The sequence below is a fragment of the Mycobacterium sp. HM-7 genome (assembly GCF_053852335.1).
This window is the reverse complement of sequence record NZ_CM132657.1, coordinates 776,395-794,427: the sequence shown is the minus strand read 5'-3', so window position 1 is coordinate 794,427 and position 18,033 is coordinate 776,395. Positions and strand designations below refer to the sequence as shown.

The window sequence follows — 18,033 nt, the reverse complement described above, 5'->3', positions numbered from 1 at the left end:
AACACCATTTTCAATTCTGTGTTAAATTAAATTTGTTGCACGAGAAGCCCTTGGAGGACACCGAGATGCCTGCGCTGAGTACCTCCGGTGTCGACCCCGGGTATGAACTGATCACCGATCATGTGGTGCGGGTGCCGCTGCCGTTGCCGCTCCCCGACCTCACGTCGGTCAATGCCTACGTCATTCTCGGCGCCGACGGCGTCACCCTCATCGACCCCGGTTGGGATTGGGCACCCGCCGAAACAGTGCTGTGCGACGCGCTGCACGGGTTCGGCGCCGGACCCTCCGATGTCAGACAAATCCTGGTAACCCACCAACATTGGGATCACTACTCACTCGCCCAGCGGTGGAGCACCACCTACGGCGCGGAACTGATGCTGGGGCACGAGGAACGGCACAGCATCGAGGCCTTCTCCGCCATGACCGGAGTCCATCCGACGCAGGTGGGAATGCTCACCGTCGCGGGTGCACCACTGCTCGCCCGCGCGGTGGCGGGTCTGCAATGGGAACCGCACGAGCTCGGCATCGCGTTCACCGCACCGGACCGCTGGCTGACCGACGGTGACGTGATCGACTGTGGCGGTTCGTCTGTCGTCGCAAGATTCACCCCGGGCCACACCCGCGGACACATGGTCTTCGATGATGTCGCCCATGGCATGGTGTTCACCGGCGATCACCTGCTCCCGCGGATCACCCCGTCCATCGCGTTCGAAAGAGCGCCCGAGGCACTGCCGCTGCGGTCGTACCTGTCTTCGCTGAAGTTGTTTCTCGACCTGCCGCAGGCCCGGATGCTGCCGGCGCACGGCTGCGCGGACCGGCGTACCGGTGACCGTGCCCAGGAATTGCTCGACCATCACCGGGAGCGGCTGGCGCGGGTCGCCGAATTCGTCGCGGCCGGTCCGACGACCGCGTTCGGCGTTGCGGCACAGATGCGCTGGACCCGGCACGAACGCCGACTCGACGAGCTCGATGTCGTACACCAGATGACGGCGGTGCTCGAGGTCGCCGCGCATCTGGATCTGCTTGTCACACAACAGTTGCTGACCCGGCGGGACGAATCCGACGGCCGGGTGTTCAGCGTGGCATAGTCGGCGGCGCGACACCGCCGGAGCTCAATTGCCGCACAAGACGGAACTTCTGCACCTTGCCGGTCGGGGTCGTCGGTAGCTCGTGAGCGCGGTAGAACACCACACGTTTCGGTACCTTGAAGCGGGCCAGGCGAGCTCGACAGATTGCCAGGACGTCCTGTTCGGTGATCGCAGCTCCCGGAGCCGGAACCACGACGACACAACCGATTTCACCCCAGCGATCGTCGGTCAATCCGACGGCGAAGACCTGGCTGATGTCGGGGTGCACGGCGAGGAGGTCCTCGATCTCCTTGGGCATCACCAACTCTCCGCCGCTCTTGTACATCTCTTTGGTGCGGCCGGTGACCTGGAGATAGCCATCGGCACGCCGGCGTCCCAGGTCACCGGACCACAGCCAGCCGGAACGCAGGGCCGCCGACGTCTCGGCAGCGCGGTTCCAGTAGCCGAGCATCATGGCGGGTCCACTGGAGATCAGCTCCCCTTCGGCACCGGGTTCGACGTCCGCACCGGTGGCCGGGTCCACCACCCGGTAGGTGACGAGCGCGTCGGTGTCCGCGACTCCGCCGACGCCGGCCAGTTTCGGGCGACCGACCGTCTCCGAGGTCAACGACAGATCGTCCTCGGGCAATGTCAGGGTCATGGCGCCACCACATTCGGTCATGCCATAGCCGGTGACGATCTCGCTCACCCCGAAGTCGCGTTCGATCTGTCGCCACAACCAGATCGGCGCCGGTGCCGAGCCGCACAAGATCGCCGACAGGGACGCGAGATCGAAATTCTGCCGAACGGGACTCTCCACCATGGCCACTGCCATGGTGGGCACGCAGAGGATGTCGGTGGCACGATGCTGTTGAATGCCACGGAAATAGCCTTCGGCAGTGAATTTCGGCTGCAAGACCACGGCCCCGCCCACGTACATCACCGAAAGCAGGCCCTCGACGTAACCGAACATGTGATAGCACGGCAACGAGAACAGGACCCGCCGGCCGTCCTCGTAAGCGCGCGTCAGCGCAGAGGCATAAGCGGTGCGCAGGACTCCGTCGTGTGATGTCACCACGCCTTTGGGCGATCCCGTCGTCCCGGAGGTGTAGAGAATGTCCCCCGGCGCGCACGGATCGCCCTGAAAGGCAGCATGATCGGCAGTCTCTGGGACAGCGAGGGCGGCGAGGTCACTCACCGACCGCGCGCCGGCTCGGCGTGGACGGTCGGTTTCGAGGACCACGATATGGCGGAGCGTGGTGAGTGCGTCGGACGTATCGGGCCGGATGGCGAAATCGTCGTGATCCCAACCGGGAACGATACCGTCGAGCATCGCCTGGTAGTCCAGCTCACCGAACCCGGTCATGGTGACCAGCACCCGGCATCCGGAATCCTGCAGCACGAAAGCCAATTCGTCGCCGCGGTACAGGTAGTTGAACGGCACCGCGATCGCTCCCACCCGGGCGATCGCGAACTTCATCGTCACGAATTCCGGGTAGTTCGCCAGCACCAGACCCACCCGGTCGCCGTGCCGCACCCCCAGCGCCACCAAACCGGCCGCCAGCCGCCGCGATTCGGCGGCGACCTGCTGATAGGTCAGGCAGACGTCATTGGTGAGCACGAATGGGCGCGACGCGTAGCGGTCAGCGCACTCATCGAGCCAGGCGTCCAGCGTGCGCGCATGCCACACCGGAACGCGCGCCCGTAGGTGGCGGCGCCGCTCCGCTATCGCCGCAGTGCCGCTCATAATTCGTGGAGCTCGCCACGCGTGATGGCAACCGTGAGCGCATGGCGTTGCACCTTGCCGGTCGGCGTGGTCGGGTAGGCGTCGATCACGAACCACCGGGCCGGGACCTTGTACGCGGGCAGGTGGCGGCGTGCGTGATCGATCAGATCGGTCCGGCGCACACTGCGATCGGCCAGTCGACACACCACGGCGACGATCTCGCCGAGGCGCTCGTCCGGCATGCCGACCGCCACCACGTCACTGACCATGTCGTGGGTGGCGACCGCATGTTCGACCTCCGCGGGAGCGATGTTCTCACCGCCGCGGATGATCAGTTCCTTCAAACGACCTGTGACGGACAAGAATCCGCGGGAGTTCATGGTCCCGAGGTCGCCGGTTCGGACGAAGTAGTCCGGATCGAGTGCGCGCGCGGTGGCATCCGGGTCGTGCAGGTACTCGACGAACTGCTGATAGCCCCGCGCGCAGATCTCCCCGACCTGGCCGATGGGTGCGATGCGTCCGGTCGCCGGAACGATGACCTTGCAATCGACCTGGGGCAGTGGCCGGCCGACGGTGGACAGCCGCTCGCCGCGGGTGTCGGTCGGCCGGGTCAGCGTCAGCACCGGCGCCAGCTCGGTCTGGCCGTAGAGGTTGAACACCCCGGCGCCGAAAACTGCTGCGGCGCTGTCGATCAAGTCTGGGGAGACCGCGGCGGCGCCGCCCATGATGACGCGTAAGGGCGGCGGCCGTTGCCTGCTGACCTGCTGCGCCGCGAGCAGCGCGCTGAGTACGGTCGGTACGTAGAACAGCACCGAGGCTTCCTCTACGCGCATGACGTCAAGCACCACATGTGCGACGAAGCGTTCGCAGACGACCGCGGTGCCGCCCACCCACAGCGGCCCCAGCGTCGCGACCACACATCCGGCGGTGTGAAACAACGGCAGCGGGTTCACGCATACCGCCGCCGCGTCGATTTCGGCAGCCTCCATGGTCAACTTCGCGACATTCACCAGTGCGCGGTGGGTCAGCAAGACACCCTTCGGGCGCCCCGTGGTGCCCGAGGTGTACTGCAGCATGACGGGGCGGTCCGGATCAGCCGGGGCGCGTGAGACGACATCATGGTCGATGTCGTCGGATCGCCAAACACCACTGTCCGACAGCGATATTCGGCGAACACCAGGGAGCCCGGCACAGACCTCCTCGGCAACGTCCGCCATGACGTAGTCGCGGCTGACGTCGGCGTGCAGCAAGACGACGGCGCCGCAATGGCGTAACGAATACTCGAGGTCGGCGGCCGGTAGAACCGGATTGAGCGCAACGAGCACCACGCCGGCCAACGCGGCGCCGTACTGGATGGTCGTCCATTCCAGGACGTTGGGTGCCCACAGTGCCACGCAGTCGCCGGGCTGCGCCACACGTCGTAGACCGGTGGCCACGCGGCACGCCTCATCGAACAATTCGCGATAGGTCAAGCGGGCCACGGATTCAGTGCCGTGCCGTACCGCGACGACCGCTTCGCGGTCCGGATACTGCGCAGCCCGCTCGGCCAGTAGTGCGCCGACGGTGAAATCCACCAATGGCACGCTGCGGTCGGCCGGCCAGTAGGACTCCGTCAGCGTCACGTCTTCCACTTGGCCGCCGCTCACACCGGGTTGCTGCCGAGCGTCGCCCCGGTCATGTCGCTGATCTCGTCCCAACGATCGGTGATGGTGGCGAGGTCCGGTGCCGAGGAGAAGCTGACCCCGGCATTCTGGAACTGCGCCACGCGCTGCGCAAGACCGCCGCCGACGACGAAAACCGAACCCGTGTCGCTGTTTTCCTCCGACGTCAGGTACCCGACGGCCGGGGCCACAAGCTCCGGGTCGAGCTTGTCCAGAAGCTCCGCGGACGCAATGTCGGCGGTCATCCGGGTTGCCGCCAACGGCGCGACGGCGTTCGCGGTGATGCCGTACTTCCGGCCCTCGATCGCGAGAGTGTTGATCAGGCCGACCAGGCCGGCTTTGGCCGCCCCGTAGTTCGCCTGACCGAAGTTGCCGTACAGACCACTGGTCGAGGTCGCCACCACGATGCGTCCGTAGTTCTGTTCCCGCAGGTGTGGCCAGGCCGCCCGGATGACGTGGTAGCCGCCATAGAGATGGACCTGCATGACGGCGTCCCAGTTTTCCTGCGTCATCTTGTGGAACGCCCCGTCACGCAGAATGCCCGCGTTACTGATGACGCCGTGCACGGCACCGAATTCCGACAGCGCCGTGTCGATGATGTCGGCGGCGCCATCGGGATCGGCAACCGACGCGTAGTTCGCGACTGCCCGCCCACCGGCATTGCGAATCTCGTCGACCACCGTGTCGGCCATCGAGGTACCGGCACCCGAGCCGTCGCGGGCGCCCCCGAGGTCGTTGACGACGACCAGCGCGCCGTGCGCGGCAAGGAATCGGGCATACGAACGTCCCAGCCCACCTCCCGCGCCCGTCACGATGATGACCCTGTCCTGCACTCCGGCCACGACTCACTCCCTCTGATCCAATGACTTCAATATTGAATCTAGATTTGAAATTGGCGAGCCGTCAAGACTGAGGCGCTCCGCTACCGCACGGCCGATCTGGCGTCATCGCCTATAGACAAATCTCGCCAGTATTTCTATTCTCAATTAAATCCGTGGTGTCAATGCCCCGGCCGGAAAGGGATCCTCGTGGACTTGGGACTGACGGACGCCCGCGTCGTGATCACCGGCGGGGCCTCCAACATCGGCCGGGGCATCGTGCACGTCTTCGCAGCCGAGGGCGCGCGAATTGTCCTCAATGACATCGACGCGACGCAGGCCGAGAAAGTTCGTGCCGAGGCGCTCGCCCGCGGCGCCGCAGAGGTCGAGGTCGTCATCGCCGACCTCACGGTGCCCGGCAGCGCCGAGGCGGCCGTCGGCCGCGCCGTCGAGTCCTGGAGTGGCGTCGACGTCCTGGTCAACAACGCGGGTTGGAGCGTACCGGGATTCGTGGCCACCGACACCGACCGCGTGAAATGGCAACGCACCATGGAGATCAACTTCTTCAGCGCGCTGTCCGCGACCCAGGCAGCGATCGGTCCGATGCGCGACGCCGGCTCCGGGGCGATCGTCTTCATCGCCAGTGACGCGGCTTTCGGGCAGATCCGGCAAGGGGTTTACGGCGCCTCGAAGGCGGCGATGGTGGCGTTGGCCCGCACCACCGCACGGGAACACGGACGGCACGGGATCCGGTCGAATGTCGTATGCCCCGGCCTCGTGATGCCCGACGGACCCGAAGCAATCGGCGCGTCGAGTCTGTGGTCGGTCGGCCAGGACGACGTCTTCAACCCCAAGCAGATCGAGTTCATGCTGAAGGACACCCCGATGCGCCGCTTGACCACCGCCGAGGACGTCGGCCGCGCCGTGGCGTGGTTCTCGTCGCCGTTCGCCGCACGCCAGGTGACCGGGCAGCTGATCTCCGTCAGCGGCGGCTACACCATGCCCTGAGCACTGCAATCCCGACAAGGAGCCTCATGAACCCGGCCCGTCGTACCAGTTATCACGTTCTGCACCTGTGCAATTACTCGATCATCGTCCTCTGCGTCGTCAGCCTGCTCGGCTTCGCGGTGTTCGGCGGGTTCTTCCCGCCGCCGGAGGCCTACCTCTCCGCTGACCAGATCGGCGCCTACTTCCGCGACCACAGCGTCGACATCCGCATCGGAATGGTGTTGATGTTCTTGTCGATTCCCTTCTATCTCACGTGGACCATCGCCATGTCCAAGCTCATGGAGCGCATGCAGAAGGACTCCATGAACGTCCTGCCGCAGCTACAGGCGATCAGCGGCGCGGTCGCCATGGTCACCTTGCTCGGACCGGCGATCTGTTGGATGACCGCGGCTTTTCGCCCCGGCGTCCGCTCCAACGAGAACATTCAGATGCTGTATGACCTCGGCTGGTTCATCTTCGACCCGCCTTTCATGATCTTCACCATCCAGTGGGGCGCAATCGGTTTCGCCATGTTGACCGACAAGCGGGACAAGCCGCTGTTCCCGTCGTGGATCGCCTGGGTGGGCTTCTTCACGTGTGCGACGTTCATCTCGACCACGATGATCTCGTTCATGACCCGTGGGCCCTTCGCATGGCAGGGGCTGATCACTTTCTGGCTCGTATTCGTCATGTTCTTCGTGTATCTCTTCGCCATGGTGCCGTTGACCCGCACGGCATTGCGGCGACTGGAGGCCGAGGACAGAGCCTTCGAAGCGGAGGCGGCAGTTGTCTGACGGATACCGTGGGGTCTCGACCAGGCCCTGCCCTGTCGAACCAAGCGGCCCACCCGCTCCGCCGATCCGACACATACCTGGGGAACAGGGCGTCTGGGTTCTCATCTTCGGCGACATGTTGCTGTTCACGATGTTGTTCGGGGCGTATCTCAACAGCCGCAGTCACAATCGCGCGCTGTTCGCACAGTCGCAGGTGGCCCTGAACCCGACCCTGGGAGTGGTCAACACACTGCTGCTGCTCTGCAGCTCCATGTTGATCGCACTGGCGGTCATGGCATTGCGCAGCGATCAGTTCCGGCACCTGGCCGCTCGCCTCACGCTGGCGGGTGCAATGGTGGGATCCTGCTTCGTGGTGGCAAAAGCCTTTGAGTACCACGCAAAAGTCACCGCGGGCATCACCCCCAACACCAACGAGTTCTTCCTGTACTACTTCGCGCTGACCGGGCTACATCTCGTGCACGTGGTGGCCGGCCTCGTCGTGCTGACGGTGCTGTGGCGGCTCGCGCGCAAACCGGAGACGACTCGGACTCGGCTCGCTGTGTTCGAAGGCGGTGCGTGTTTCTGGCACATGGTGGATCTGTTGTGGCTCATCATCTTTCCGCTCGTTTTCCTGGTGCACTGATCATGACGAACCTGCTGCTGAACAAGGTCTCGCTGGCCTGGGCGGTTCTCGTCGTGCTGACGCTGGCCCAGTGGATGATCGGAAGCCAGATCACGAGCAGTGGCCCGCACACGGCGGCCGGCGTGGTCATCTTCGTGGTGGCGACCTTCAAGGCACGCCTGGTCGGGCTCTACTTCATGGAGCTGCGCACCGCACCGTGGGCATTGCGCGGCATCTTCGAGCTCTTCTGCTTGGTCATGTTGGGAGTGCTGTCCACCATGTACTTGCTCGTATGACGACGTGCCGCAGTGACGGTTACGCGATATCCTCGTCGCTGCTCATCCTGGCGAACAGCACCTTCTCGTACTCATTGAAGATGCGGTTGAAATCCCTGGTGGTCACCGGCGAACGCCATTGCTGGATGCCGATCAGCAGCGTCACGCCCATGATGGCCAAGGTGGCGGCCTCGCGGCGCGACCCGACAGCGGGCGCCAGGAGATTGGTCACGATGTCGATGCGGCGGTCATCCACCCGCTTCTGCGCCGCCGCGACCTGAGCATCCGAATGGGCCCAACCACGGATCGCGGCTTCGGCGGAATGGGGAAGCCCCGCGGTCAGGCGCTTGAGCAGATGCACTCGCGCGGCGAGATCGCCTGGGACGCCCGCCAACTGCCCCAACCGCTCGGTCTGCGTTTCTTCCCAATAGGCGAGGAACTGGGCGACAAATCCGTCGAAACTGCCGAAGTATCCGTAGAACGATCCGGTCGTGACGTTGAGGGCCTTACACAGCGTGGCGATCTTGAGCTTTCCGACGCCGTCGGTCGCCAACAACGTCATGGCGGCGTCGAAATACTGCTCACGCGTGACCAAGAGGCGCACGGCAACTCCTCCCGCGGGTTCAACCAGCCCACCGACTCTGCGCCGGCCCGATGTAATGATCCTTACATTTGCCGTCGACGTACGGCTACCCAGCCCATGCGCATTGCCGGATGACGGCTTCGAAGTGGTCGAACATGACGTCGAACTCCGGGCCACAGGCGCCGGCGTACCGGTGCTGCCACCCGATCAGAAAGACCATCCCGAAATCACCGAGCCGCACCGCCGCCTCGGGGGTGACGACGATGGGGCGAAGGAATTCGACCAGAGTGGCAACCCGTTCCAGGTCGAGGCGCTGCTGCAACCGTGCCACCGCGCGGTTGCCTGCTGCCCACGTCCGCAACGCGGCCTCGGCATGGTGCGGCACATCCCGCGCGACTTCTCGCAGCTGCGCCATTCGCATTTCGGGCAACGCACGACTGGCGGCCAGTTCGGCCAGGCGACGGTTCGGCGCCGAGAGGCGGGCGGCAAGCAGCGCTTCGACGAAATCCTCGAGTCCGCGGAAGTACCCGTAGAACGACCCGGTCGTCACGCCCAGCATCGAGCACAGGGAGCCAACCTTGATGCTGCCCGGCCCCTCTGTGACAAGGAGTTCCATCGCCGCGTCGAAGTAGTCCTCGACGCTCACGATTCGTCTCATCGTGTCAGCCGGCCGGCACGGCCGCGTACTGTTGCACCAGCGTGCGCTTGACCAGTTTTCCCGTCGGGGTACGCGGCAGACTCTCGACGAAGTCGACGGTCTTGGGGGTCTTGAACGCCGCCACCTTCGCCCGGGAATGCTCGATCAGTTGCGCGGCCAGCTCATCACTGGGCTCCACACCGTCACGCAATTGGACGACCGCTTTGACCTGCTGGCCCATGGCCGGGTCCGGCACCCCGATGACGGCGACGTCGAACACCGCGGGGTGCAGCGCGAGGGCATCCTCGACTTCTTGCGGATAGATGTTCACCCCACCCGAGATGATCATGAACGACTTCCGGTCTGTCAGAAAGAGATAACCGTCCGCGTCGACGTAGCCGATATCACCCACCGTCGTCCAATTGTCGTGCGCCGGGTGTTCGGCTTCCTTCGTCTTGGCCGGGTCGTTGTGGTACTCGAATGGCCGGGTATCCCGTTCGAAATACACCAACCCTGGCTCACCGGAGGGTAATTCGTTCCCGTCGTCACCGCAGATGTGCACCGGCCCCAGCATGCTCCGGCCGACCGATCCGCGCTTGGACAGCCACTCCTTCGAGTTGATGACGGTGAAACCGCAGGCCTCGGTCGACGAGTAGTACTCGACGAGAATCGGCCCCCACCAATCGATCATCGCCTGCTTCACATCGGGCGGGCATGGCGCGGCGGCATGGACTGCCAGCCGAAGACTCGACACGTCGTACGACGCGCGAGCCTCTCCGGACAGCTGCAGCATCCGCACGAACATCGTCGGCACCACCTGGATGACCGTGGCGCGGTACTGCTGGATCGCGTCCAGCATGGTCTCGGCCTTGAATCTCTCCAGCACCACGACGGTGCCGCCGTGCGCCTGGATCGCTCCACACCAGCGCAGCGGCGCCGCGTGATAGATCGGCGCCGGAGACAGATAGACGTCGTCGGCGGTGACGCCGAACGCCGTGCCGAGCAACCCGGTGATGGGGTCTCCCGGCTCGTCGACCCGGATCGGTAGCAGTGGCGGTTTGATCCCTTTCGGGCGGCCCGTGGTGCCCGACGAGTACAGCATGTCGCTACCGCGCGGTTGCTCGGCGAGCTTCTGGTCGCCCACAGACGCCAAAAGGTCTGCATACGAATCGAATCCGGCCAGCTCCGCGCCGAAACTGTAGGCATGCTCGACGCCGGGGACCAGGGCTCGCACCTGCTCGGCCAACTCCCCCAGGCGGCCGGAAACGAACAGCACCTTGGCGTCGCAGTCGTCGACGATGTAGGCGGCCTCGTCAGCGGTGAGGTGGAAGTTGACCGCGGTCAGGTACAACCCTGACCGCAGCGCCGCCCAGTAGATGGTGAAGCACTCGGCAGCGTTGTCGCTCAGCATCGCGATGACGTCGCCCTTCACGAGGCCGAGATCGGCCAGCGCGACAGCGAGCTGCCGTGAGCTGTCGTCGAGTTCGCGATAGCTGACGCTGCGACCTGATTCGGCCATGATGACGGCCGCCTTGTCCGGCGTCGTCAGCGCGTGAGTTCCCGGGAACATGGTCAGCCTTCCCGGGTGCCCGGCGTGAACGTGACCGGCATCGAGGTCAATTCGTTGGAGAATGTCGAGACCAGTCGGTCCACCGGCCCGGTGATCTCCATGTCCGGGATGCGGCGGAGGAGTTCTTCGAACAACACCCGTAATTCCAGCCGTGCCAACTGATTACCGAGGCAGAAGTGTGCGCCACCGCCGCCGAACGCCATGTGCGGCATCTTCCCGCGCGACACGTTGAACGTCTCGGGGTCCTCGTTCTTCTCCGGGTCACGCGAGCCGGCCGGGTACCACAGGCACACGCGCTCCCCCTCTTTCAGCGGGTGCCCGCCGACGACGGTGTCCGCGGTGACGGTGCGGGTGAAGTAGACGACCGGAGACACCCAGCGCAGCATCTCCTCGACGGCACCGGGGATCATCTCGGGGTCGTCCAGCAGCTTCTGCCGCTCGGCTGGATTCTCGATCAGCGCCCGCAAGCCGCCCGAGGCGGTGTTCCGAGTGGTGTCGTTGCCCGCGAACATCAAGATCGCGAAGAAGAACGTGATCTCGGCTTCGGACAGCCGCTCGCCGTCCACCTCGGCCGCGAGCATCCGCGACAGCAGGTCGTCGCCGGGGTTCTCCTTGCGCGCCGCGGTCAGCGCAGTCAGGTAGCCGCCGATCTGGATCAGGGCGCCCATGCCCATCTGGGAATCACCGGTCGCCGCCGCTCGGGACAGCATGTTGGTCCACTCGAACAGCTGCCTGCGGTCGTCCTGTACGACACCGAGCATGTCGGCGATCACGATCAAGGGCAGCTCGACGGCGATCTCCTCGACGAAATCACAGGTACCCCTTTCGATTACGTCGTCGATCAGCCGGGCTACGGTGGTGCGGACCTCGGCCTCCATCTGACGGATCATGCGGGGTGTGAACACCGCCTGCACCACCATGCGCTGCTGGGTATGCCGCGGCGGGTCCATCCCGAGGATGACTTCGCGCAGTGCCTCGATCGGCGCGGCGCCCATGGAGGCGGTGAAGAAGACTCCGCCCCGCGCCGAGGAGAACAGCTGTGAATTGCTGCTGATCGCCTGGATGTCTTCGTATTTGGTGAACGACCAGAAGCCGGGCTCGTCGGCGTCGGTCAGCGCGTTCCAGTGCGGCCCGGGTTGTTGGCGCATGCGGGCGAACAACTCGTGAGGCGGCCCGTCTTGGAAGTACGCCAGGTCGGTGAGATCGACTGTGGCGAGGTCGATGTCGGCGAAGGTCTCAGTGGTCATGATGGACTCCCTTGGTTGTTGAGCGGATGTCGATGTCAGATGTCGAGGATCAATTTCTCGGATCGGGAATGCGAGACGCAGGGCAGGATGACGTTGGCCGCGGCTCGTTCGGCGTCGGTCAGAAGTGAGTCGCGGTGGTCTGGGATGCCTTCCAGGACAGCGGTCCGGCAGGTGCCGCAGACGCCTTCACCGCAGGACGACATGATGGGAACGCCCGCGTCCTCCAACACCTCCAGCATCGGCACGCCGTCGGACACCTCGACGGTGACGCCCGACTGCCGGCACACCACCTGGTAGCTGTCCAGCGCGTCGGCCGGCTTCTCGGCGGACGGTGTCTTCGCGGCAAACCGCTCGACATGCAGGCTGCCTTCCGGCCAGTGGGCACAATGCTTTTCGACCGCGGCGAGCAGCGGCTCCGGGCCGCAGCTGTAGATCACCATGTCATCCGCCGGCTCGGCCAGCACTGCTGCCAGGTCGAAGAAACCGCCGCGCTCGTCGTCGGCCCAGATGGTGACGCGGTCGCCGAAGGTGTCCCGCAACTCTTGCTGGAACGCCATCGCGGACCGCGTGCGCCCGAGGTACAACATCGTCCAATCGAGACCCGCGCGCTCCGCGCTTTCCGCCATGGCCTTCATCGGTGTGATGCCGATGCCGCCGGCGATGAACAGGTACTTCGGGGAGTCGACGAGCGGGAAGTTGTTGCGGGGACCGCGAACCCGGATAGCAGAGCCTTCCCGCAGACGTTCGTGCACATGTTGGGAGCCACCCCGGCTGTTCGGATCGAGCAGCACGCCGACCCGCCAGGTGCCGGCCTCGCGCGGGTCACCGCAGAGCGAGTACTGGCGCACCAGGCCCTCGTCGAGCAGCAGATCGATATGGGCACCGGGCTCCCACGGGGGCAGCTCGTGGCCCTCCGGGTCGACGAGCTCCAACGTCACCACCCCGTCGGCCGCGGTCATCCGTCGCCGCACCACCAGCTCGGCGGCGAATTCGTCGACAGTCGCAGTCATCACTCCGAAATCCTTTCTGCTGTCACCAGCGCGGACAGGTCGTCAAGTTCCCGGCGGAAGTCCGCCAGCAATTCCCAGGCATCAGGCAAAGCCTGTGCGTCACCGACGATTCCGATGTCGAGGCCGTCCTGGTAGCTGACGACCGTGATGTTGAGCGCGAAGCCGTCGAACACGACACTGCCGGGGTAGGTGGCCAACAGCGGAGCGCCGGAACATGTCATCGGGGTCGGCGACCCCGGCACATTGGAGATGACCAAGTTGATCGGCGGGCGCGAGAATCGCGACGAGACCAGGTCCATCAGGGCGCGCGCCGCGAAGCCGAACAGCGGCACCGGAATCGGGTCGTTGACATCGCTCAGCAGGGTGTCCGGGGCCTCACGGGTGCGATGCTTCGCCCGCGTCATGGTTTCGTGCGTGTACGAAAGCCGTTCTCCGGCTTGGGAAAGGTGAACCGGGACGGGCGCGATGATGGAGCTGATCGCGTTCCCGAACCGGTCCCCCGCGTCGGGCGAGCGCTTCGACACCGGAATGTAGGCGACGAGCGGTTCGGCCGGGAGGTCTCCGGTCTCGGCGAGTCGGCGTCGCAGCGCACCCGCGCACAGGGCGACCACCACGTCGTTGACGGTGATACCGAAGTGCGTTTTCAGCGTCTTGATCTCACCGAACGGAAGGGTGCCGAATGCCACGGTGCGGGTCCCGGAAAGTTTCACGTTGAACCGGGTCCGCGGGGCGTGCAGCGGCTTCGCATCACCATCGCGACGCACCACCTGTGCCAGCGTGTGCACTCCCGGCAACGCACGGATCGCCGGGACCTGATCGAGGTGAGCCAACGTCTGGGGGGCGGCGAGCAGTGCCCGAATTCCGCGAACCGGGAGCGCGGCGAGTCCGCGAGCAGCCAGCCCCAACGGGTTCGGCTCGCTATCGCAGCGGCGGCGTCCGGCCGGCAGGGGCGCGGCGACGTCGTCCAAGATCGCCGCCAGAACTTCACTGGCCGCGATGCCGTCGGCAGCCGCGTGGTGCAACGTGATGACCAGGGCCGTGCGTCCCGGCAACCCGTGGATGACGTCCAAGCGCCACAACGGCTTGTCCCGGTCCAGCCGCGTCGACAAGATGTCGGCCACCGCCCGGCCCAGCATCTCGTCGTCCGCCGGGGCCGGCAGTGTCGACTCGAAGATGTGCTCGTCCAGGTTGACTTCGGTTTCGACGAAAACCGGGTGATCGAGTCCGAGCGGAACCCCCACGACCTTCCAGTGCAGCGGCGGAAGTCGGTCGACACAGGCTGCCACCCGGCTCCGCATGGTTGCGGCGGTGATGCGCGTGCCGTCCTCGGTTTCGAAAATGGCCAGCCCGCTGTAATGCGATCCGAAAGTGCTGGTCTCTGCTGCCAGGAACTGGGAGTCCAGGCTCGAAAGGCGGCGCATCAGAACACCTTTCGCATCAGTTTCATGGCGATGCGGCCGTAGGGTGGGTAGAACAGCTTGGGGTCCGGGGTGCTGCGCTTGGCGAGCACGGCCCGCCGGTGGCTCATCGCTTCGAACCCCCAGCGGCCGTGGTAGGCACCCATCCCGCTCGGTCCGACACCGCCGAACGGCAATTGCGGCACCATCACGTGCATCGCGATGTGGTTGACGACCGCGCCACCGGATGGGACGGCGTCGATGACGCGCCGCGCCTGCGCCGTCGACTCGGTGAACACGTACAGCGCCAATGGTTTCGGTTTGGCGTTGACGTAGCGGATGGCCGCGTCGACGGAGCCGACCCGGACCACCGGCAGGACGGGACCGAAGATCTCCTCGGTCATGACGGGGTCATCCGCCGCGGGGTCGAGGATGACGGTCGGTTCCACCCGAAGCGTCGATCGGTCTGCCGCACCACCGGTCACGACAGTGCCGGTGGTCGAGGCGATCAATCCGGCGACCCGGTCGAACTGACGCTCGTTGACGATGCGCTGCGACTTCGTCGACTCCGCCGACCGGAATCGCTCGATGTTCTCGGCGATCTTGGCTACGAGTTCGTCGGCGATCGGCCGTTCCGCCAGGACATAGTCGGGCGCGATACAGGTCTGCCCGGAGTTGAGGAGTTTCACCCAGGCGATGCGCCGTGCCGCGACGTCGATGTCGGCGTCCACGGTCACGATGACCGGGCTCTTGCCGCCGAGCTCCAGCGTGACCGGAGTCAGCGTCGGGGCCGCGCCGGCCATGATCTTCCGCCCCACCTCCGTGCCGCCGGTGAAGAGGGCGTGATCAAAGCCTTGCGCCAGCAGTGTCTGGGTCGTCGCACCGTCACCTTCGACGACCTGGATAGCCTCGGGGTCAAGGTATTTCGGCAGCAGACGCGCGAGCACGGCGGATGTCGCCGGGGCGAGCTCAGACGGCTTGACCACGGCGCAGTTGCCGGCGGCGACAGCCGCCACCAGGGGCCCCACACTGAGGTAGAACGGGTAGTTCCACGGTCCGATGACCAACACCACGCCGAGTGGGTCGTACTGCACCCACGCCTTACCCGGCAGTTGGCTCAGGGGCAGACTGACGGGACGGCGGCGCAGCCATTTCTTGAGATGCTTACGCGCATACACCGCCTCGGCCTTGGTGGACGCGATATCGGCCAGCCACGCGTCGAAGGCGGGGCGCCCCAAGTCTGCGGCGAGAGCCCCGACGATCTCCGACTCACATTCGTCGCACATGCGCTCGATGCCGCGCAACTGCTCGATCCGCCACCCGATGTCACGGGTGCGACCGGTGGCGAACACCGCGCGCAGCCCGGTGACCACAGGCGCTTCCTGTTCTGTTGAACCAATCATCCGCTTCACCATTTTTCGTGTGCCGACAGGTCATTGAGACTGCGCACGCGAGCGGTTTACCCCTGTGACCACGCTCGACGTGGTGATTGAAACATAACTTAGGTTACATTCGAGCGTCAAGACCTCTTGCGGATGAAATATATGTTGATTTACATTCGACTCAGCACGACGAACTCGAGGAGTCAGCCATGAGCGTCACTTCCCTACGCGGACGCCGCATCGCGATCACCGGCGCCGGCCGCGGCATCGGTCTAGCCACCGCGAAGGCGCTGTACCGGCGTGGCGCCACCATCGTGATCGGTGACCTGGACAACGAGTCGGCGGTCGCGGCCGCGGGCATCGTCGGCCCGGGCACCGAGGCCTACCCGGTCGACGTCTCCGATTACGAGTCCTTCGCCACGTTCCACAAAGAGGCGACGACCCAAGCGCCCCTCGACGTCCTGATCAACAACGCGGGGATCATGCCCATCGGCCGTTTCCTCGAGCAGCCGGCGGACCGGCACCGGCGCGCTGTCGAGATCAACGTCATGGGCTGCATCAACGGCATGCACCTGGCCTTGCCCGCCATGATCGAGCGCGGAACCGGCCAGATCATCAACATCGCCTCGTCCGCCGGGAAGACGCCGGTGCCCGGCGGCCTGACCTACTGCGGCACCAAAGCCGCCGTCATCGCGCTCACCGAGACCGCGCGAGTCGAATATGCCGACACCGGAATCGAATTCACGTGCGTGATGCCGTCATTCACCAATACCGAACTCATCGCCGGGACCGCCGGACTGAAGTTCATCCCGACAGCTCAGCCCGACGACGTCGCTGAGGCGATCGTGGCGGCAATTCTGCGGCCCATTGCGGACGTGTTCGTTCCCAAGGTCATCGGGCCGATCCTCAACACGCAACCCTTGATCGGGCGCCGCTTGCGTGACCTCGTCAATCAGCGACTGGGCGCGTACCGCACGTTCCTCGACTTCGACCCCTCTGCGCGGGCCGCGTATCAGCACCGCCTCGACGAGTCGTGATTCAGCGGATCGCGAGACCCGTCACCGCCCGCGAGATGACCAACCGCTGAATCTCGCTGGTGCCCTCGAAGATGGTGAAAATCTTGGCATCTCGGTGCATCCGCTCGACGGGGTAGTCACGGGTGTACCCGTTGCCGCCGAGAATCTGGATCGCCTCGTCGGTCACGTACACGGCGGTCTCGCTGGCCACCAGCTTCGCCATCGAGCCCTCGGCGTTTTCGAACGGCACATTGTTGCGTGCCATCCACCCGGCCCGCCACACCAGCAGCCGGGCGGCGTCGATGCGCGCCTTCATGTCCGCCAGCTTGAAAGCAATGGCTTGGAATTCGCCGATCTTCTTGCCGAATTGCTCACGCTGGCAGGCATATTCGAGGGCATACTCGTAGGCGGCCCGCGCCACCCCGACCGCCATCGCGCCGACTGTCGGGCGTGTCCGCTCGAACGTCTTCATCGCGGCCTGGCCGCCCGCGGATGCACCCGACTTCACCCGAGCCACCCGGGCCTCGAACTTCTCGCGGCCACCGAGGATCGCGTCGTCCGGCAGCCGCACGTTGTCGAGCACGACCTCCGCGGTGTGTGACGCCCGGATGCCGTGCTTCTTGAATTTCTGCCCCTGGGATAGCCCCTTGGTGTCCGGTCCGATGACGAAGCTGGCCTGGCCGCGCGACCCGAGTTCCGGGTACACCGACGCGACCACGATGTGCACGTTGGCGATGCCACCGTTGGTTGCCCAGGTCTTGGTGCCATTGAGCACCCATTCACGGGTGGCCTCGTCGTAACGGGCCCGGCACCGGATGGACCCGACGTCGGAGCCGGCGTCGGGTTCAGACGAACAGAAAGCCGCGACCTTCGGATCCGCGGCCGAGCCGAACATTTCGGGCAGCCATCGACCTATCTGTTCAGGAGTTCCGTTACCCGCCAAGGCCGCCGCGGCCAGGCCGGTCCCCATGATGGACAGCGCGATTCCGGCGTCACCCCAGAACAATTCCTCGAAAACGGTCAGCATGCCGAGCCCGCTCGGCTCGGCGGCCTGGGTGCCGAACAGCTCAGGCGAGTACAGCCCGATCTTCGCCGCCTCCTGGATGATCGGCCACGGAGTCTGCTCCCGTTCGTCCCATTCCGCGGCGGCAGGGCGTACCACCTCGGCGGCGAACTGGTGCACCCAGTCGCGCACCTCGATGACGTCATCGCTGAGCTGTAGTGAGAATGTCATGGCACTCCTGTTGGTAGTCAGAGGGTTT

Annotated in this window: 17 protein-coding genes; 6 read left to right on the top strand and 11 right to left on the bottom strand. The window is 65.3% G+C overall.

Going from position 1 to position 18,033, the window contains the following annotated elements:
• Nucleotides 1-65 precede the first annotated feature (65 nt).
• Nucleotides 66-1,088 carry an MBL fold metallo-hydrolase gene (locus tag ACWW1C_RS03810; RefSeq protein ID WP_455984130.1) on the top strand — a complete coding sequence of 341 codons (1,023 nt, stop codon included), beginning with the start codon at nucleotides 66-68 and terminating at the stop codon, nucleotides 1,086-1,088.
• Here the strand turns inward: ACWW1C_RS03810 and ACWW1C_RS03805 are convergent.
• The 3 genes from ACWW1C_RS03805 to ACWW1C_RS03795 are packed head-to-tail and all read right to left on the bottom strand — an operon-like array spanning nucleotide 1,075 to nucleotide 5,296.
• Nucleotides 1,075-2,814: a class I adenylate-forming enzyme family protein gene (locus tag ACWW1C_RS03805; RefSeq protein WP_455982203.1), complete on the bottom strand. Its 1,740-nt coding sequence runs from the start codon at nucleotides 2,812-2,814 to the stop codon at nucleotides 1,075-1,077. The genes ACWW1C_RS03810 and ACWW1C_RS03805 overlap by 14 nt on opposite strands.
• Nucleotides 2,811-4,439: a class I adenylate-forming enzyme family protein gene (locus ACWW1C_RS03800; protein WP_455982202.1), complete on the bottom strand. Its 1,629-nt coding sequence runs from the start codon at nucleotides 4,437-4,439 to the stop codon at nucleotides 2,811-2,813. The genes ACWW1C_RS03805 and ACWW1C_RS03800 overlap by 4 nt, the downstream gene beginning before the upstream one ends.
• Complete coding sequence (locus tag ACWW1C_RS03795; protein ID WP_455982201.1) at nucleotides 4,436-5,296, bottom strand: SDR family oxidoreductase; 861 nt, start codon at nucleotides 5,294-5,296, stop codon at nucleotides 4,436-4,438. The genes ACWW1C_RS03800 and ACWW1C_RS03795 overlap by 4 nt, the downstream gene beginning before the upstream one ends.
• Before the next feature lie 186 nt (nucleotides 5,297-5,482).
• Between ACWW1C_RS03795 and ACWW1C_RS03790 the strand changes: the two genes are divergently transcribed.
• The 4 genes from ACWW1C_RS03790 (at nucleotide 5,483) to ACWW1C_RS03775 (ending at nucleotide 7,950) form a co-directional block, all read left to right on the top strand.
• The gene (locus tag ACWW1C_RS03790) at nucleotides 5,483-6,280 is read left to right on the top strand and encodes an SDR family NAD(P)-dependent oxidoreductase (RefSeq protein ID WP_455982200.1); all 798 of its coding nucleotides are present in this window, start codon (nucleotides 5,483-5,485) and stop codon (nucleotides 6,278-6,280) included.
• Nucleotides 6,281-6,306: 26 nt separating this feature from the next.
• Nucleotides 6,307-7,053 (top strand): hypothetical protein, encoded by a 747-nt coding sequence (locus ACWW1C_RS03785; RefSeq protein ID WP_455982199.1) that lies wholly within the window; start codon nucleotides 6,307-6,309, stop codon nucleotides 7,051-7,053.
• A gap of 115 nt (nucleotides 7,054-7,168) precedes the next feature.
• Complete coding sequence (locus ACWW1C_RS03780) at nucleotides 7,169-7,675, top strand: cytochrome c oxidase subunit 3 (protein ID WP_455982198.1); 507 nt, start codon at nucleotides 7,169-7,171, stop codon at nucleotides 7,673-7,675.
• A 2-nt stretch (nucleotides 7,676-7,677) separates the two neighbouring features.
• Nucleotides 7,678-7,950 (top strand): cytochrome C oxidase subunit IV family protein, encoded by a 273-nt coding sequence (locus ACWW1C_RS03775; RefSeq protein ID WP_455982197.1) that lies wholly within the window; start codon nucleotides 7,678-7,680, stop codon nucleotides 7,948-7,950.
• 19 nt (nucleotides 7,951-7,969) lie between these two features.
• Here the strand turns inward: ACWW1C_RS03775 and ACWW1C_RS03770 are convergent, their stop codons facing one another.
• The 7 genes from ACWW1C_RS03770 to ACWW1C_RS03740 form a co-directional block, all read right to left on the bottom strand.
• Complete coding sequence (locus ACWW1C_RS03770; protein ID WP_455982196.1) at nucleotides 7,970-8,533, bottom strand: TetR/AcrR family transcriptional regulator; 564 nt, start codon at nucleotides 8,531-8,533, stop codon at nucleotides 7,970-7,972.
• Nucleotides 8,534-8,618: 85 nt separating this feature from the next.
• Nucleotides 8,619-9,170 (bottom strand): TetR/AcrR family transcriptional regulator, encoded by a 552-nt coding sequence (locus ACWW1C_RS03765; protein WP_455982195.1) that lies wholly within the window; start codon nucleotides 9,168-9,170, stop codon nucleotides 8,619-8,621.
• 4 nt (nucleotides 9,171-9,174) lie between these two features.
• Nucleotides 9,175-10,719 (bottom strand): acyl-CoA synthetase, encoded by a 1,545-nt coding sequence (locus ACWW1C_RS03760; protein WP_455982194.1) that lies wholly within the window; start codon nucleotides 10,717-10,719, stop codon nucleotides 9,175-9,177.
• A 2-nt stretch (nucleotides 10,720-10,721) separates the two neighbouring features.
• Nucleotides 10,722-11,966 carry a cytochrome P450 gene (locus ACWW1C_RS03755; RefSeq protein ID WP_455982193.1) on the bottom strand — a complete coding sequence of 415 codons (1,245 nt, stop codon included), beginning with the start codon at nucleotides 11,964-11,966 and terminating at the stop codon, nucleotides 10,722-10,724.
• Nucleotides 11,967-12,001: 35 nt separating this feature from the next.
• On the bottom strand, nucleotides 12,002-12,976 hold the full coding sequence (locus ACWW1C_RS03750) for a PDR/VanB family oxidoreductase (RefSeq protein ID WP_455982192.1): 975 nt from the start codon (nucleotides 12,974-12,976) through the stop codon (nucleotides 12,002-12,004).
• Nucleotides 12,976-14,397 (bottom strand): wax ester/triacylglycerol synthase family O-acyltransferase, encoded by a 1,422-nt coding sequence (locus ACWW1C_RS03745; RefSeq protein ID WP_455982191.1) that lies wholly within the window; start codon nucleotides 14,395-14,397, stop codon nucleotides 12,976-12,978. Before ACWW1C_RS03745 ends, ACWW1C_RS03750 begins: the two co-directional genes overlap by 1 nt.
• Nucleotides 14,397-15,776: an aldehyde dehydrogenase family protein gene (locus ACWW1C_RS03740; RefSeq protein ID WP_455982190.1), complete on the bottom strand. Its 1,380-nt coding sequence runs from the start codon at nucleotides 15,774-15,776 to the stop codon at nucleotides 14,397-14,399. Before ACWW1C_RS03740 ends, ACWW1C_RS03745 begins: the two co-directional genes overlap by 1 nt.
• Nucleotides 15,777-15,964: 188 nt before the next feature.
• On the opposite strand from ACWW1C_RS03740, the gene ACWW1C_RS03735 reads away from it, so the two are divergent.
• Nucleotides 15,965-16,792: an SDR family oxidoreductase gene (locus tag ACWW1C_RS03735; protein WP_455982189.1), complete on the top strand. Its 828-nt coding sequence runs from the start codon at nucleotides 15,965-15,967 to the stop codon at nucleotides 16,790-16,792.
• Between the two features lies 1 nt (nucleotide 16,793).
• On the opposite strand, the gene ACWW1C_RS03730 is transcribed toward ACWW1C_RS03735, so the two are convergent.
• Entirely contained in the window at nucleotides 16,794-18,005 is a 1,212-nt protein-coding gene (locus ACWW1C_RS03730; RefSeq protein WP_455982188.1) for an acyl-CoA dehydrogenase family protein, read from the bottom strand.
• Nucleotides 18,006-18,033 lie beyond the last annotated feature (28 nt).

Excerpts from the sequence above, each read along its gene's own strand:
- ACWW1C_RS03775 (WP_455982197.1), top strand. The coding sequence starts at position 7,678 with ATGACGAACCTGCTGCTGAACAAGGTCTCGCTGGCCTGGGCGGTTCTC.
- ACWW1C_RS03755 (WP_455982193.1), bottom strand. The coding sequence starts at position 11,966 with ATGACCACTGAGACCTTCGCCGACATCGACCTCGCCACAGTCGATCTC.
- ACWW1C_RS03785 (WP_455982199.1), top strand. The coding sequence starts at position 6,307 with ATGAACCCGGCCCGTCGTACCAGTTATCACGTTCTGCACCTGTGCAAT.
- ACWW1C_RS03735 (WP_455982189.1), top strand. The coding sequence starts at position 15,965 with ATGAGCGTCACTTCCCTACGCGGACGCCGCATCGCGATCACCGGCGCC.
- ACWW1C_RS03730 (WP_455982188.1), bottom strand. The coding sequence starts at position 18,005 with ATGACATTCTCACTACAGCTCAGCGATGACGTCATCGAGGTGCGCGAC.
- ACWW1C_RS03745 (WP_455982191.1), bottom strand. The coding sequence starts at position 14,397 with ATGCGCCGCCTTTCGAGCCTGGACTCCCAGTTCCTGGCAGCAGAGACC.
- ACWW1C_RS03760 (WP_455982194.1), bottom strand. The coding sequence starts at position 10,719 with ATGTTCCCGGGAACTCACGCGCTGACGACGCCGGACAAGGCGGCCGTC.
- ACWW1C_RS03805 (WP_455982203.1), bottom strand. The coding sequence starts at position 2,814 with ATGAGCGGCACTGCGGCGATAGCGGAGCGGCGCCGCCACCTACGGGCG.
- ACWW1C_RS03780 (WP_455982198.1), top strand. The coding sequence starts at position 7,169 with ATGTTGCTGTTCACGATGTTGTTCGGGGCGTATCTCAACAGCCGCAGT.
- ACWW1C_RS03810 (WP_455984130.1), top strand. The coding sequence starts at position 66 with ATGCCTGCGCTGAGTACCTCCGGTGTCGACCCCGGGTATGAACTGATC.
- ACWW1C_RS03750 (WP_455982192.1), bottom strand. The coding sequence starts at position 12,976 with ATGACTGCGACTGTCGACGAATTCGCCGCCGAGCTGGTGGTGCGGCGA.
- ACWW1C_RS03765 (WP_455982195.1), bottom strand. The coding sequence starts at position 9,170 with ATGAGACGAATCGTGAGCGTCGAGGACTACTTCGACGCGGCGATGGAA.
- ACWW1C_RS03740 (WP_455982190.1), bottom strand. The coding sequence starts at position 15,776 with ATGATTGGTTCAACAGAACAGGAAGCGCCTGTGGTCACCGGGCTGCGC.